The organism is Sulfurimonas autotrophica DSM 16294 (assembly GCF_000147355.1).
Classification (GTDB): Bacteria; Campylobacterota; Campylobacteria; order Campylobacterales; family Sulfurimonadaceae; genus Sulfurimonas; species Sulfurimonas autotrophica.
Genome location: NC_014506.1, coordinates 45,140 through 60,125, shown reverse-complemented (window position 1 = coordinate 60,125; position 14,986 = coordinate 45,140). Strand labels below are relative to the sequence as shown.

Annotated in this window: 12 protein-coding genes; 2 read left to right on the top strand and 10 right to left on the bottom strand. The window is 37.7% G+C overall.

Features of this window, described 5'->3' with window-relative positions; all coding sequences use genetic code 11:
* The first annotated feature begins 13 nt into the window (after positions 1 to 13).
* A complete protein-coding gene (locus SAUT_RS00280) occupies positions 14 to 1,936 on the top strand; it encodes a DUF1538 domain-containing protein (protein ID WP_013325860.1) in 1,923 nt (640 codons plus the stop codon).
* A 14-nt stretch (positions 1,937 to 1,950) separates the two neighbouring features.
* Here the strand turns inward: SAUT_RS00280 and SAUT_RS00275 are convergent, their stop codons facing one another.
* From SAUT_RS00275 to SAUT_RS00255, 5 genes are read right to left on the bottom strand one after another with little or no spacing between them, the layout of a single operon-like run.
* Complete coding sequence (locus SAUT_RS00275; RefSeq protein WP_013325859.1) at positions 1,951 to 3,324, bottom strand: chloride channel protein; 1,374 nt, start codon at positions 3,322 to 3,324, stop codon at positions 1,951 to 1,953.
* A gap of 57 nt (positions 3,325 to 3,381) precedes the next feature.
* Entirely contained in the window at positions 3,382 to 4,824 is a 1,443-nt protein-coding gene (locus tag SAUT_RS00270) for a TrkH family potassium uptake protein (protein WP_013325858.1), read from the bottom strand.
* Complete coding sequence (locus SAUT_RS00265; protein ID WP_013325857.1) at positions 4,814 to 6,127, bottom strand: NAD-binding protein; 1,314 nt, start codon at positions 6,125 to 6,127, stop codon at positions 4,814 to 4,816. The genes SAUT_RS00270 and SAUT_RS00265 overlap by 11 nt, the downstream gene beginning before the upstream one ends.
* A gap of 21 nt (positions 6,128 to 6,148) precedes the next feature.
* Positions 6,149 to 6,826: a hypothetical protein gene (locus SAUT_RS00260; protein ID WP_013325856.1), complete on the bottom strand. Its 678-nt coding sequence runs from the start codon at positions 6,824 to 6,826 to the stop codon at positions 6,149 to 6,151.
* Positions 6,827 to 6,840: 14 nt separating this feature from the next.
* Positions 6,841 to 7,338 (bottom strand): YajQ family cyclic di-GMP-binding protein, encoded by a 498-nt coding sequence (locus tag SAUT_RS00255; protein WP_013325855.1) that lies wholly within the window; start codon positions 7,336 to 7,338, stop codon positions 6,841 to 6,843.
* A 137-nt stretch (positions 7,339 to 7,475) separates the two neighbouring features.
* On the opposite strand from SAUT_RS00255, the gene SAUT_RS00250 reads away from it, so the two are divergent.
* A complete protein-coding gene (locus tag SAUT_RS00250) occupies positions 7,476 to 9,191 on the top strand; it encodes a nitrite/sulfite reductase (protein ID WP_013325854.1) in 1,716 nt (571 codons plus the stop codon).
* Positions 9,192 to 9,196: 5 nt separating this feature from the next.
* Here SAUT_RS00250 and SAUT_RS00245 read toward each other — a convergent pair whose 3' ends face one another.
* The 5 genes from SAUT_RS00245 to purT are packed head-to-tail and all read right to left on the bottom strand — an operon-like array spanning position 9,197 to position 14,963.
* Positions 9,197 to 9,904 (bottom strand): succinate dehydrogenase/fumarate reductase iron-sulfur subunit, encoded by a 708-nt coding sequence (locus SAUT_RS00245; RefSeq protein WP_013325853.1) that lies wholly within the window; start codon positions 9,902 to 9,904, stop codon positions 9,197 to 9,199.
* 5 nt (positions 9,905 to 9,909) lie between these two features.
* Positions 9,910 to 11,433, bottom strand: coding sequence for an FAD-binding protein (locus tag SAUT_RS00240; RefSeq protein ID WP_013325852.1), 1,524 nt, complete (start codon positions 11,431 to 11,433; stop codon positions 9,910 to 9,912).
* A complete protein-coding gene (locus SAUT_RS00235; protein WP_013325851.1) occupies positions 11,430 to 12,365 on the bottom strand; it encodes a D-2-hydroxyacid dehydrogenase in 936 nt (311 codons plus the stop codon). Before SAUT_RS00235 ends, SAUT_RS00240 begins: the two co-directional genes overlap by 4 nt.
* 8 nt (positions 12,366 to 12,373) lie before the next feature.
* Positions 12,374 to 13,783 carry an HD-GYP domain-containing protein gene (locus tag SAUT_RS00230; RefSeq protein WP_013325850.1) on the bottom strand — a complete coding sequence of 470 codons (1,410 nt, stop codon included), beginning with the start codon at positions 13,781 to 13,783 and terminating at the stop codon, positions 12,374 to 12,376.
* A gap of 16 nt (positions 13,784 to 13,799) precedes the next feature.
* Positions 13,800 to 14,963, bottom strand: coding sequence for a formate-dependent phosphoribosylglycinamide formyltransferase (gene purT / locus SAUT_RS00225; protein ID WP_013325849.1), 1,164 nt, complete (start codon positions 14,961 to 14,963; stop codon positions 13,800 to 13,802).
* Between the last annotated feature and the right edge of the window lie 23 nt (positions 14,964 to 14,986).

The following is a 14,986-nucleotide window of genomic DNA, read 5'->3' as shown; positions in this document are numbered from 1 at the left end:
GGGGACATATAACGTGCTGAGTATTTCAACTTTTTTACAGCTTTTAAAAGAGTCTTTTCGCGACCTTTTACCTATCATACTCGTTATCATGTTCTTCCAGCTTGCAATCATTCAAAGTGTACCGCCAAACTGGCTAAGCACTGCCATAGGTTTGGCCATAGTCGGTGTCGGTCTTGCGGTATTTTTACTTGGTCTTGAAGTCGGAATTTTCCCGGTTGGTGAAGGGCTCGCAAGCGAATTTGCCCATAAAGGTTCTACTTTTTGGATTTTGATTTTTGGATTTATGATAGGCTTTGGAACGACCATCGCAGAGCCTGCCCTCATTGTCATCGCTGACAAGGCAGCCAGCATAAGTTCTGGTAGAATTGATGCCACCATTTTAAGAACCGTCGTTGCTTTTTCTGTCGGTTTTGCCATAGTTTTAGGCGTATGGCGAATCATAAAAGGGCACCCTATCCAATACTACATTATTGCAGGCTATATTTTAGTTGTCTCCGCTACAGCTTTTGCCCCAAAAGAGATAGTCGGACTTGCGTATGATTTAGGCGGTGTAACCACTTCAACCGTTACCGTTCCTCTTGTCGCAGCTTTGGGAATAGGTCTGGCTTCAACCATTAAAGGGCGCAATCCTGTTTTGGACGGCTTTGGACTCATTGCCTTCGCTTCACTTACTCCTATGATATTTGTACAGTTTTACGGTATTGCAGTTTATCAGTTAATTGATGCCAGTACTTCTGTTTTACCGCCTGTTATAGAAGAAATCGAAGCTGTAAAAATGCACTTTGACATCATTTCTGTTCTACAAGGCTTACTTGGTGTTATCAGCGATGTTATTCCAATTTTAGGCGTTATTTTATTTTTCCAGTACATTATTTTAAAAAAACCTATAGATAATATTAAAAATGTCATTATAGGCTTCGGACTTGTCATACTCGGTCTTGATGCATTTATAGTCGGTCTGGAGATGGGACTTTTTTCTGTTGGCGAGACGATGGCTGCCGAACTTACGCAATATGACAGTGAGCTTATCATTTACTCTTTCGGTTTTTTAATTGGTTTTTCAACAACTATGGCTGAACCCGCACTGACAGCAATCGCACGAAAAGCCAAAGAGATAAGTGATGAAAAAATCAATGACTTTGTTCTGCGTCTTTTTGTTGCTCTTGGAGTTGCTATAGGTATTGCGCTTGGTGCATACCGAATCGTTGTAGGCGGTGAAATTGTTTACTACATTATGGCTGGATATATGCTCGTAATTGTTCTCACTTTTTTAGCACCTAAGTATATTGTTCCCATCGCCTACGACAGTGGCGGTGTCACAACTTCAACGGTGACAGTGCCTCTTGTTGCCGCACTCGGACTCGGTCTTGCTACAAATATTCCCGGACGAGATCCTCTTATAGACGGTTTCGGGCTCATCGCCTTTGCTTCTTTGTTTCCTATGATAACAGTCATGTTATATGGCATCATCACAGAAAAAATGGGGGTAAAAGGAGAGTCTGAAAAAGAAGAGATTCAGCTAAATGAACTGCGCCATGCCTTAGAAGATGTTAACAATATGGAACTCTCAACTGTAACCGTATCAGACACAAATTCCCGACACTCCTACCTTATGAGCTTTTCGGCTGTACATGTAATCGTACCGCAAAATAAACAAGAAGAAGCACTTATAGCGGCAAGAGATGCGGGTGGGAGAGGTGTGACGATTATGAGTGCACACGGTATGGGTCTTGAACATATGGAGAATTTTTATGACAGGCTCCATTCTGATGCAACGGATGCAAACTTAATGTTTATTACCCAGACAAAAAATGTAGATAAGATAATAAAAGAAATAATAACAAAACTTGACATTACAGGAGACGGAAGAGGACTTACTTTCGCCTATCCGGTTTCTCACATAAAAGGCTTACGATTAAAACTGGGTGATTTGTAAAAATTCTTTTTTTCTTAACGCTTTTTATTTTTTTTATGGAGTCTTCTGCGAAATTTTTCTATTTTATCCATCTCATGCTCTTCTAGCGAAATGTTTATATTTTCCACCTCTTCACCTATTTTTACACTTAACATCTCAGATTTTCTCATGGCCAAAATCTGTGAAGAAAATATACTTCTGTGCCCTGAAATCAAAAAGCTGATTACCGCTGCAAGTGCTGCATAATGCGCTATATCTATACCAAAAAGTTCCACAGCCATAATAGTTGAGGCAATAGGCGTGTTTGTAGTAGCCGAAACAACACTCACAAAACCGAGTGCCGCAAAAAGTGTAATATGTTCAGGGGAAATAATAGAACCAAAGAAGTGCCCACTTGTCGCACCTATGTAAAAAATCGGTGTAATGACTCCACCACTACCGCCTGCTGCAAGAGAAAGTGATGTAAAAACTGTTTTTAAAAGAAAAGTATACCAGTGAATATCTTGAGAAGCTGCTACATGCGGGTTAAGGGCATCAGCGATTGTACCAAGTCCCAAACCTATATACTGCTCACCGAACACAAGCGTTAAAGCGACAATAAGAAGTCCACCGACGAACGCTTTTATATATGTGCTTACTTTAATACTTTTGACAAGACTATGCGTATAAGAGACAGAGGTGATAACTATATCGGAGACAAAACCGAAAAAGAGTCCGGCAAGGACCACTTTCATGATAAGCCAAAAGTCCAAAGAGACATCTTGAAAAAAGTGCAAATCATAATATGTATATTCAATACCTAAGAACTGGGCTGTTGTAAATGCGGCAAAACCGGCGATAAATGAAGGCAAGAGCACATCATACATAATAACGCCGATAATTAAAACTTCAACACCAAATATAGCCCCTGCAATAGGTGTCCCAAAAACTGTTGCAAAACCGGCACTGATTCCGCAGATTACCAATTTTTTTCTGTCTTGTTTATGAAATTTTAAAAGAGTAGACAAATATGAAGCCACCCCTGCTCCGATTTGTGCACCCGGACCCTCTTTACCGACTGAACCACCTGCAAAAATTGTTAATACGGTTGCTAGTGTTTTTACAGGAATAACAGAAACATTGATTTTTCCGTCATATTTATGCACAGCTGATATTACTTTTTCTGTTCCGTGTCCCTCAGCAGAAGGAGCAAAAGTTTTTACAAGCCAGACAGTCAAAACAAGCGCAAAAGGAAGCGTATAATAATATTCAAAAGGCAGCAGTGAACGAGAGGATTCACTATATGCCAAGACTTTTAAAAATCCCGTTACAGTCGCACCAATTAAAATGCCTATAATAGAGGATAGAAATACCCATTTTGTAACACTGAAAAGAATGGCCGTTTGTTCGGTTATATGTTTTTGTATCATCTGATTTTTCTACTTTAAAGTCTTTAAAAAGATTATAACACTTTTTAGGTCTGTTTCTTAGAATTTTTTCCAAAAAGAGCTGCTTAGCAGCACAAAAACGGTATAACACTCCAATCTGCCTATAATCATAGCCACTGAAAGAAAGATTTTATCAAAATCGGAAAAAAAGGAGAAATTATCGGCAGGACCGACCATAGAAAATCCAGGGCCGACATTGCCGACAATTGCAAATGCACCGGAAATTGAAGTCATAGCATCATATCCCCGTGCATAAATATAGACGGTTACAATGGCCACAGTAATCATAAAAAGAGTAAAAAAACCAAAAGTAGAGGATAAAATTCTCTCTTTTTGTTTTACCCCGTCAATAAAAACAGAAATAATCATATTTGGGTGCAGTATTCTTTTGAGTTCCGAAGCCAATGTTTTAAAAATAATAACATGACGGATGATCTTAATACCACCTGCCGTTGAACCTGCATTACCACCCATTAAAAGCCCTATAAATATAATTGCTATAGCCAAATGAGACCAGGAGCCATAATCAATAGTCGCAAAGCCTGTCGTTGTCATTACAGAAGCTATTGTAAATGATGAGTGCTTCAAGGCATCATAAAAAGAATCTCCGCTTATATCTACATGCACAAGACTCAAAAGAATACTCAACACTATAAAAATAATAAAATACCATTTTACCTCTTCTGTTTTATAACCGCCGGCATCTTTATAATAAAGTTTTAAATGTGCTAAAAAGTTTATACCCGCAAGCATCATAAAAATTGTAGTTGTCCAAATAATACCGTCATTAGTAAAATAGCCCAAAGAGTCGTTTTTTGTAGAAAACCCACCTGTTGAAATTGTTGAAAAAGCATGGTTTATCGCATCAAACCAACTCATACCAAAAAACTTCAAAAGCATCATGTCAACAAGTGTCAATAACGTGTATACTATCCACAGACTCAGCGCTGTATCTTTTATTTTCGGTGTTAGTTTTTCAAGCACAACACCTGTTGATTCGGCTTTAAAGAGAGAGAGACTTCCCGTAGGATTTATAACAGACAAAAGTCCCACGCCAAGAACAATAACGCCAAGTCCTCCAAGCCAGTGCATCAAACTTCTATGAAAGAGTATCAAATGCGGTAAAGCTTCTATATCAGTGTAAACTGTTGCTCCTGTAGTCGTAAACCCGCTGATGGCTTCAAAGAATGAAGATGCAAAAGATATATCGGTATATAAAAACAGCGGTATGGCTCCGGCGACTCCAAGCAGTACCCAAAGCAGATTTACCACCAATATACTCTCTTTTATTTTTAAATCAAATTCATGATTTCTCAGCCACTGCCATACAGCAAGATTTACCAAAAAAAATAAACCGTCATAAAGCAAAAAATTTTCATACTGTTCTTTATATATAATGCCAATCAATGCATCAAGCAAAAAAATCACAGAAACAGTTATGCCTATAAGAGAAAGAATTTTCAACACATTTTTATAGTTCATAAATCCATTCTTTCACTTTAGAACTTATCTTTACCGCTGAAAATGCTACAATCAAATCATTTTCTTGAAGTTTAATCTTTTCTTTAAGGCTGTGCATCACGTTTTCTCGTATATAAAACACGCCTGATTCTTTTACATGTAAAGGTTTTATAACTTTGTCAATGAGTTTGGATGATGGAAAAACTTTACGCATAAAGACTACAGCCTTTGCTCCGCAATAACTTTTTTGAATAACAACACCGGTAGAACTAATCTCTTCCATAATTGTATTGTATGCACTCATTTTAGGGCCTCTGACTACTACTATGCCCAAAGAGTGCATCAGATTGTAATATTCCATTTCATTGTTAATAGCAACAACTTTTTTTATTCCGCTCTCTTTTGCTTCAAGACATTTTATTATATTGTACTCATCATTATTCGTAGCCGCTACAAAAATATCTGCACTTTCCAAGCCTTCGTCTTCAAAGATATCATGCGAACCATATTTGTAATTAATTATAGAAACTTTTCCCCTAAGTTCTTCATCTGCTATTTCACAAAGTTTTAAATCTTTTTCCACAAGTTTGACATCTTTGTCAACTTTGAGGAGTTCTCTTGCTATTTCGATACCTAGTTCACCTCCGCCAAAAACAACACATTTTTGAATATCAAGCATATTATCCAGATCCAGTTTTTGGCACACCTGCTTAATCTCCTTCTCATCACCGAAGAAATAGACAAGGTCATTAGGAAGTATTTCAATATTTTCATCAGGAATAAAAAAATCTTTCTTGCGCTCAATACCTACTATTTTAAAAACATCAGAATGTATAGTTTGAGGGAGGGTTATACTTGAAACCATTACAGAAATAAGCTTATACGGTGTATATTTAAAAAATTTTACATTATTGGCTTTTGGATATTTAAGAAGTGATGACACTGCCCTAGAAGCAAGCTTTAAAGGAAAAATAACTTTGTCAATATCAAGTTTCTTCTGAATAATTTGTTCTTGAAAAAAATATTTTTGCACTCTTACGAATTTTCTTTTTACATGTAAAGTAGCATCTACCATCATCGCAGAGACGAGATTGACATTATCAATATTTGTAACTGCTATAAACAGGTCGATTTCCTGACCTGTAAAACTCTTGTAGGTATTCGCATCTTCTACATCTCCCCGAAGCGGTAAAATATCCAAACTCTCTTGTATTCTGTCCAAAGCTTGCGAATTTTTATCAATTACCGTAACGTTATGCCCAATGCTTAGCGTTTTAGCAAGATTAAAACCCACTTTTCCGGCACCGGCAATAATAATATTCATACAACAGTTCCTTAAAAAAGATTAGCCAATTATATCACTATAGTCATATTTTTTGGTATCTATATAATATTTTTTTCCCACAACAATAATTCTCTCATCTTTTTTTGCACTCTTTTTAAACCTGGTTTTAATTTTTTTGATCTTTTTCTCTGAAAAATCATACTTTTTAAGGTGCTTATTTAAAGAAATGACTTTACTCGTCTCTACAAGTTCTGATTCAATCTCTGCTTCAATCTCTGCTTCAATTTCTGCTTCAATTTCTGCTTCAAGCATCTCTTCTTCTAGTGCTGTTTTCTGCGGTGCATTGAGCATAAATTGAGACGAAATACTGCTGAGAATATTTTTGAGTTGCTCATCTTTTTCTTTGTAGATTCTTTCTATCTTTTCACGTTCTTCTATAAGCATCTGCTCTTTTTGGTCTCTAAGGCTTCGTGTTTCACTTTCTAACGTATCTACACGTGACTGCAATTTTTTATTTTGTTCTTCAAGGAGTTTATAATATCTGTCATTATTTACTGCAGTGCGTCTGGGCTGAGCAGGTTTTCTTGCTCCTGTTTTCACCTGTTTCTCATCCACCATTACCATCTTCACGCCCTCTTGCAGCACACTTTGCAGTGAACCGCGTCTTATGCGGTTATGTATTGCCTCTTTTGAAACACCAAAATACTCCGCTGCATCATTTACACTCATTTTTTTCATCTGTTTTCCCTCTGCTATCGCATATTTTCAAAAACCAGAGGAGCTTCCCATTCACCCTCTCTTACCATTTTCATCACTTTTTGCAAATCATCAAGTTTTGCTCCTTTTACACGAATAGAATCTCCTTCTATTTGTGCATTTACTTTGAGTTTCATCTTTTTAATGTCTGCCGTAATTTTTTTGGCCTCTTTTGATTCTATATAGTCAACTATTTTAAAAGTTGCTTTACGTGTTGAGCCACTGGCATCTTCCACACGAAGTTCATCCAACACTTTTGATGAGAGTCCCTGTTTAAGCAGTTTTGCTACAACAATGTCTTTTAGGGCATCGAGTTTATTGTCACTTGAAGCTACAAGCACCAACACTTTATCTTTCTCTTTTAAATTGACTTCATAAGTAGTTCCCTTAAAATCATAACGATTTGAAACTTCTCTCTCTACCAAGTTAATAGCATTTTTCAAGTTTTGCATATCTATTTTTGCCGTTATATCAAATGAGTGCTCTTTTGCCATGGTTCACCTTTTTTTGTTTTAATTATAACATAGTTTGTTTGTTAGTAAAAAACACTAAATAAAAACTTGATACATATCATCAATATATAAAGAAAAAATTGCTATTATCTACACTATTTTTACATGTAGGTATTTTTATGCAAGAAAACGATTTGGAAAAAAAATTCAATAAACGCGAACGCTACAAAGCCAGACTTAAACCGTATGATTATTTTATCAAAGAGTTTGATACTATTGATTTTGAAAGTCTGGGTGAAGGCGATAGGTATTATCTGCAGGATTTCGGTATTTTTAATACCGATTTTTTGGAAGATGAATTTACCATCCGTGTCCGTGTTGCCGGTGGTAGAATCAGTACAAAACAGTTTAATTTTCTCGCAGACATAGTAAATGAATATGATTTAACCCTTGTTGTAACTGCGCGTGCAGGCTTTCAACTGCATGATGTCCAGGCTGATGATGTACATGAGCTTTTTAAACTTTTAAACGACAACGAGCTCATTACCTGGCAGAGCTTTGGCGATAATATCAGAAATATCGTAACCGATGTATATGATGGTGTGAATCAATATGCAAAAATCGAAGTCTACTCGCTTATAGAGCAGATGCAAAACTACATTATAAAAAATCCGAAATATGTCGGTATGCTGCCTCGCCGTGTCAGTATCGGCATCTCCGGAAACTCCGCCAATGTCAATTCATTTTTTGCAAATGACATCTACTTTGCATTGGCCAAAAAAAATAATATTTATGGTTTCAATGTCTATATGGGCGGAAAAAACACCGAAATAGCGCAAGACGCGGACATATTTTTACTTTATGAAGAAGTATTTGATTTTTTTACAGCCTTTGTTGAAACTTTTTATACGCATGGCTCACGATTTTCACGCTCAAAAACCAGACTTTTTTATATGATAGAAGAACTTGGTTTGGACAAACTCAAAGAGCTTATGGAGGATGTATATGGCAAAAAATTTAACCGTGCCGGCGAACTACAGCTCTTACATGGTGAGTTTAATGAGTTTGAAGTTTTAAATAATAATAAATACGCCTTTTGCTATCAAACAGATTTTGCACGTCTCTCGCCAAAAGAGATACGCAAAATCAGTGACTATGCTAACAAACACAATGCCGAAGTTCGTTTGGGTATTGACCAAAATATATACATTATCGGTATAGATGAAAAAGTGGCTCCTTTTGCCTCACCGGTTCTGAGCTCAACTATTGTTGCATGTGCTGGAAACCTTTGCCCTTACGCTGTTTGGAGCATTAAAGATGAGAGTGCCGAGTATCTGCCCTTAGAAAAAATCTATAAACATAAAATAAAGGTCGGGTTTTCAGGCTGTGCAAAAGGATGCGGACGCCACCGTCATACAGATATAGGGCTTATAGGGCTCAAAACAAATAACTTCGGAGACACAGACGGTGGTGCGAGAGTTTTTATAGGTGCAGAGCATGACAGCGGAGAGAGTGTGGCAAGACAGCTCTTTTCCATGGTGCCTTTTGTGCACTTAAAAGAGACAATAACACTCATTGTAGGGCTTTTTGAAAAAAGCAAATGTAAAAATTTTCAGTTGTACGCACATCATATTTTAAACAAATACTCTGAAGATTTTTTAAGTCTCTGGCATCTTTACAATCTTAAGAACAAAACATCGCTAACACTTCCAAAACAAGACAATGCCCTTACATGTAAAGAAGAAGAAAAACTGCTTTTTGAGAGTTTTGCAGACGTTGCACTTGTAGAAGATGATTTTAAAAAAACAGTGAGCGCTCTGGCAAAAGAGCTATGGACAGTAGCAGGAAAAGACCCCCACTACAAACCACCGATAAAAAGAGTTAATGTCAGATAGCGTGCTTAAAAGCTAGGACTCCCGTCAAATCCAAAACCGCCATCGAAGCTTTGCGTGAAACTTGGGTCTGCGTATCCTGCCATTGTTGACTTCATACGAAGTTTTTCTATGTCTGCTTTTGATGATATACCTTGAGGACAGACTAAAGTACACTCGTTGCACAAAGTGCAATCCCACACACCGTTTGTCTGAATGGTGTCTATCTTTTCTTTTGGTTGCGCTTCACGTTTATCACTCACATATTTCCAAACACCCGTAAGAGCAAATGGTCCTAAAAACTCTTCATTTACAGCATAAACAGGGCAGGCAGAATAACATGAACCGCATAAGATACAGTCACTCTGCAACGCATTTATTTTTTCATCTTCATGGGTAAGTTTTGCTTCTTTGTTATATGTTTGCAGCCATGTTTTTGCACGCTTTTTCGTCTCTAGAGCTTTATCCATATTGACAACCAAGTCCCGTATCACTTCGATATTTTTAAGCGGCTCTATTACATCGCCATCCTGCACTTTATAGGCACAGGCAAGGACCTCTTTTTCATTGACCCGCATAGAGCAGCTCCCGCACACAGAGCTTCGACATCCGCTGCTAAAAGCCAATGAATTGTCTTGTTCGGTTTTTATAGAGCTTAAAACTTCAAGCAAAGTGGCATCGGGCAACTCGACATCATACGCTACAAAATCTGATTCTCTTTTTACATGTACTTTCATTATCCCTATTCCTCTACCACAAAATGAGCGCCGCAGCTCTTTTTTCTTGCCAATGCACTCGAAACTACTCTCTCGCATATATCAAGCATATTTCTAAACTCTATAAATTCCATAAGGTTGGTATTATAAACTTTTGAAGTATCTTTGACGCCCATCAAAGGCAATTGTTTTTTTAGCAATTCTATCTCTTGCTTTGCTTCTTGAAGTTGGCTCTCTTTTCTTATGATTCCAACTTTTTTATAAAATAGCTCGCCTAATTCAGTACGTTTTTGATAAAAATCAATCTCATTTTTATACTCTATGAGTGCATCTAAAAAACTTTTTTCCTTTTTAAAATCAAAATCATTTTGGCATTTCTCATCACAAAATACAAAATTTGCAGCGCTTTTCCCCGCCTCACGTCCAAAAACAATAATCTCCAGCAAAGAGTTGCCCCCTAAACGGTTGGCTCCGTGGACTTTATGATTTGCGCACTCACCACAGGCAAACAAACCGCTCACACTTGTTTGTGATTTGTTATCAACCTCTATACCGCCCATTGTGTAGTGTGCAACAGCTTTTATAGGTATTAAATCTTTCACCGGGTCAACATTTTCATACAACAGTGCCAACTTTCTCTCTTGAGGCAGATTTTCATCTATAAACCTCTCTCCCAAATGGCGAATATCCAAAAAGACTTCTTCTCCTGCTACAATCTGCTCATTTATAGCACGGCTGACTTCATCTCGGGGTGCAAGCTCATTCGTAAAACGCTCTCCCTTGGAATTTAGCAGATACCCGCCCTCTCCTCTGGCACTCTCGCTGATAAGTATAGAAGAATTTTTGAGTCCTGTAGGATGAAACTGTACAAACTCCATACCAAGAAGCTTTGCCCCTGCTCTTGAAGCTGCAGCAATGCCATCGCCTGTTGAAGCCGTAGAGTTCGTAGAATATTTATCATAAATACGGGAATAGCCGCCCGATGCCAGTACAACACACTTGGCAAAATGGTGTTCAAGTTCGCCGCTTCTCATGTTGAGTATCAAAGCACCGCAAATGCTGCCGTCTTCTTTTGTCAGCAAATCAACTAGATAACGCTCACTGAACATCTCAACATCTTTTTTCAAACATCTCTCATAGAGTGTATGTAAAATTTTCAGCCCTGTATAATCCTGTGCATAGCAAGCTCGTGGGGCCGATGCTCCGCCGAGTCTTCTTTGAGCAATTTTCCCCTCCGGTGTACGAGAAAAGCAGACACCGATTTCATCAAGCCAAGCAACGGCATTCGGTGCTTCGCTGCACATGTAACGTACTGCCTCTTCGTCTGCTTCACCATGTGCGGATTTAAGCGTGTTTTGAATATGATCTTCTATAGAGTCATGGCTTACATTGCCTAAAGCTGCGTTCATTCCACCTTGTGCCATACAGGTCTGGCTTCGTGTCGGGTACTCTTTTGTGATGACCCGCACATCTGCGCCTGCATCTTTTGCAGCAAGTGCCGCGGTAAGTCCTGCCCCGCCTGAGCCTATGATTAATACATCTGTTTTCATTTGTTTTCCGTCAAACTGCTTTTTATATTTTCACATACACCGGCGATGAGTTTGTCTCTTGCTTCGACAGATGTCCATGCTATGTGTGGTGTCATATAGAGTCTACTTTTGTTCTTTACATGTAACAGTGGGCCTTCTAATGGTAGCGGCTCTTTTTCAAATACATCCAGACCAAAGAAAATATTTTTTTCATCTACAACCTTGGCAACTGCTGCTTCATTAATGATGCCGCCGCGTCCAAGATTTAACACAACTGCGCCCTCTTTACATATTAACAACTGTTCATAGTCTAAAAGATTCTTGGTTTTGTCATTGAGAGGTGCATGAATGCTTATAATATCGCAGCTTTTTAAAAGCTCATCAAGATTCATTCTTTGAAAATCCTCTGTACGGTTTACTCCGCTTGTAGAGTAGTAGCAGACCTCTGCGCCGAAACATTTAGCTATGTTTGCAACGCCTCTGCCTATTTCACCCAGACCGATGATACCCCATTTTTTACCCTTTATTTCAAAAAAAGGATGACTGACATCGGTAAAAATGCCGCTTTTTGAATACTCACCGTTTTTAACCACTTCATCATAATAACGCGAATGCCCTATAAGATAAAACAGCATTGAAAATGTATGTTGAATGACCGAATCAGTTGAATACCCGGCTACATTTTTCACAGCGATGCCCAACTCTTTTGCAGCTTTGAGGTCCACATTATTTGTTCCCGTTGCCGCCACACAAATGAGTTTAAGTTTCTTTGCATTTTGCATATGTTCACGCGTTATAACAACTTTGTTTGTTACTATAACCTCTGCTTCTTTTACTCTTACGTTAGTAAGCGATGCTTCTGTTGAATCAAAAACCTCAACTTCTCCAAATTCATTAAAGCAACTTAAATCCGTATTGCCAAATGTTATGGCATCCAAAAGCACTATTTTCATTCTCTTCCTTATTTGTTTTCTGACATTTCTTTTACCAATTTGGCATACTTGTCAAAATTCTTTAAAATAATATCGACAAGTTTAGGGTCAAATTGTTTTCCTCTTTGAAAAGCAATAAATTCTTTTGTCTTATTATCATTCCATTTCTCTTTATACACTCGCTTGGATAAAAGAGCATCAAAAACATCCACAATAGCAACTATTCTGGCAAATATAGGAATTTCCTCCCCTTTCAATCCGGCTGGATATCCTGTTCCATCATATTTTTCATGATGATAACGGGCTATTGTAGCAGCTGACTTTATTATACTTCTATCTGAATGTTTTAAAACTGTATAACCCAATTCTGCGTGAGTTTTCATAATTTTATATTCATCTTGTGTTAATTTACCGGGTTTAAGCAATACACTGTCTGATATACCTACTTTACCTATGTCATGCAGAGGAGATGTCATCTTAATCATTTTAACGTCCTCATCGCTTAAACCGTACTCCTTAGCAATCAAAGCACTTAATGTTGCCACTCTTTTTGTATGATTTTTAGTATCTTTTGAACGTATTTCTTCCATCTCGCCCATGGTAAACATCGTTTCACACAGGGTTTCTTCTATCTCCTTATTTAATTCTGCAAGTTCTTTATTCTTATTTTCCAATGCTTCTTCTTTAGAGATGACCATATGAGTAAAATCATTGATTTTTTCCGCCAAGGCTTCCATCTCTTTGACTTCATATTTTTCGGAATCAATCTCTTTTTTATATTTATATGCTTTTTTTCCGTCATCAATAATTCTCAGCAGAGGTTTGATTATAAAATTATCAATAAAACCAAATAAATTAAATATAACAACCAAGGCAAACAGTATAAGAATTGCTATGAAAATATATCCATAATGTATGACTAGATTTTGGTATTGTTTTATATCCATAGTAATTTCAATAGCCCCGAGCAAATCATTTTCTCGCACATGATGACACTGCAGACAATTTACATCATCATGAATTATTGCTAAGTAAGGGATGGTTGCTGTAATCTTTCCGTCTATATCATTCCATACAAAGGACGGCTGCTTGGAGGTTAAAAGATTTTTATCTGAAATATAGTTTCTTTCATTTTCTAATGTAGATTTTCCGAACTGCTTTACGACCGAAGCAGCTCTGTCTATTTTTATTGATTTAATATCATTTAGTGTTTTTATCTCTTGAAGAAAATATCCTCGTTTGTCCATAATGCCGGCTTTCATATGTGACGTTAATCCGGCTTCAACAACTTTTGCTACTTCGAATGCTTTATTCTTAACAGAATGCTTAAAAAACTCCCTGTAACTGAGAAAACTTATACTTGTAATAATCACTATGGCAAGAAGAAATATCTTGACTAAACGTTTAAAAGTTATATATTTAAGATTTTCTTTTTCCATAACCGTATTACCCTCTTTAGATATCTTTTATTTTACTAATGAGTTCTCGTGCTTTTTCTAAAGCTGCATCTACTTTGTCAAAAACCAAAGCTACTGCCAAACGGCGTCCTTTATGTGCTTCTGGTTTTCCAAAGACTCTTACAAATGAATTGTCACTAAAAAGGCTTTCATCCACCTCAACCACAGGAGCAAAATTGTGTTTTTCACTTTTAAATGCCGCAGATGCACCGTCACCGTAAAAAGTGAAACCTAAAGGCAGTCCCAAAACAGCGCGAAGGTGTAGTGCAAATTCACTCTGACTTTGTGTGATGAGCGTTACCATTCCAGTATCGTGAGGGCGTGGTGAGACTTCAGAAAAATAAACCTCATCGCCTTTTACAAAAAGTTCAACACCAAACAGTCCCTGACCGCCGAGACCGTCAGTTATCTCTTTTGCTATCTTTTGCGCATTTTGTTTTGCTGCTTCACTCATCTGCATCGGCTGCCATGAAAAGACATAGTCACCGTCACGCTGTTCATGCCCTATCGGCTCACAAAAAACAGTCTCTTTCCCGTTACGTGCTGTAAGCATTGTAATTTCATAATCAAAATCAACAAAAGCCTCAACAATTAACTCACTCGCATCACCGCGGGCTTCTTTTGCCTCTTCCCAAGAAGCGGGAATATCTTCTTCACTTTTCGCTATGCTTTGTCCATGCCCAGATGAACTCATAACAGGTTTCATCACACATGGAAAACCAAGCTCACGGGCAGCTTCGAGCATACCCTCTTGTGTTGTTACAAATTTGTAAGGTCCGGTTTTCAGACCTAAAACCTCTGCTGCAAAAGTACGGATGTTTTTTCTGTTCATTGTTTTGCTGACTGCATTTGCATTTGGAATTACATTGTAGCCTCTGTCTTCTGCGGCAAAAAGTGCATCAATGTTGATAGCTTCGATTTCAGGCAGAATATAGTCAGGTTTTTCACGATAAATAATCTCTAAAAGAGCATCTTTATCAAGCATATTCACAACATGAGAGCGATGTGCTACCTGATGAGCCGGAGCATTTTCGTATCTGTCAACTGCTATGGTTTCAAGACCTAAGCGCTGTGCTTCTATAATGACCTCTTTACCGAGTTCGCCGGAGCCTAAAAGCATAATTTTCTTTGAGTTTGATTTGAGTGGAGCTGAGAATTGCATGCAATAATTCCTTCAATTTGTAT

Bases quoted from the DNA above. Each gene is read 5' to 3' on its own strand.
- SAUT_RS00275 (WP_013325859.1), bottom strand. From the start codon at position 3,324: ATGATACAAAAACATATAACCGAACAAACGGCCATTCTTTTCAGTGTT.
- SAUT_RS00270 (WP_013325858.1), bottom strand. From the start codon at position 4,824: ATGAACTATAAAAATGTGTTGAAAATTCTTTCTCTTATAGGCATAACT.
- SAUT_RS00265 (WP_013325857.1), bottom strand. From the start codon at position 6,127: ATGAATATTATTATTGCCGGTGCCGGAAAAGTGGGTTTTAATCTTGCT.
- SAUT_RS00260 (WP_013325856.1), bottom strand. From the start codon at position 6,826: ATGAAAAAAATGAGTGTAAATGATGCAGCGGAGTATTTTGGTGTTTCA.
- SAUT_RS00255 (WP_013325855.1), bottom strand. From the start codon at position 7,338: ATGGCAAAAGAGCACTCATTTGATATAACGGCAAAAATAGATATGCAA.
- SAUT_RS00250 (WP_013325854.1), top strand. From the start codon at position 7,476: ATGCAAGAAAACGATTTGGAAAAAAAATTCAATAAACGCGAACGCTAC.
- SAUT_RS00245 (WP_013325853.1), bottom strand. From the start codon at position 9,904: ATGAAAGTACATGTAAAAAGAGAATCAGATTTTGTAGCGTATGATGTC.
- SAUT_RS00240 (WP_013325852.1), bottom strand. From the start codon at position 11,433: ATGAAAACAGATGTATTAATCATAGGCTCAGGCGGGGCAGGACTTACC.
- SAUT_RS00235 (WP_013325851.1), bottom strand. From the start codon at position 12,365: ATGAAAATAGTGCTTTTGGATGCCATAACATTTGGCAATACGGATTTA.
- SAUT_RS00230 (WP_013325850.1), bottom strand. From the start codon at position 13,783: ATGGAAAAAGAAAATCTTAAATATATAACTTTTAAACGTTTAGTCAAG.
- purT (WP_013325849.1), bottom strand. From the start codon at position 14,963: ATGCAATTCTCAGCTCCACTCAAATCAAACTCAAAGAAAATTATGCTT.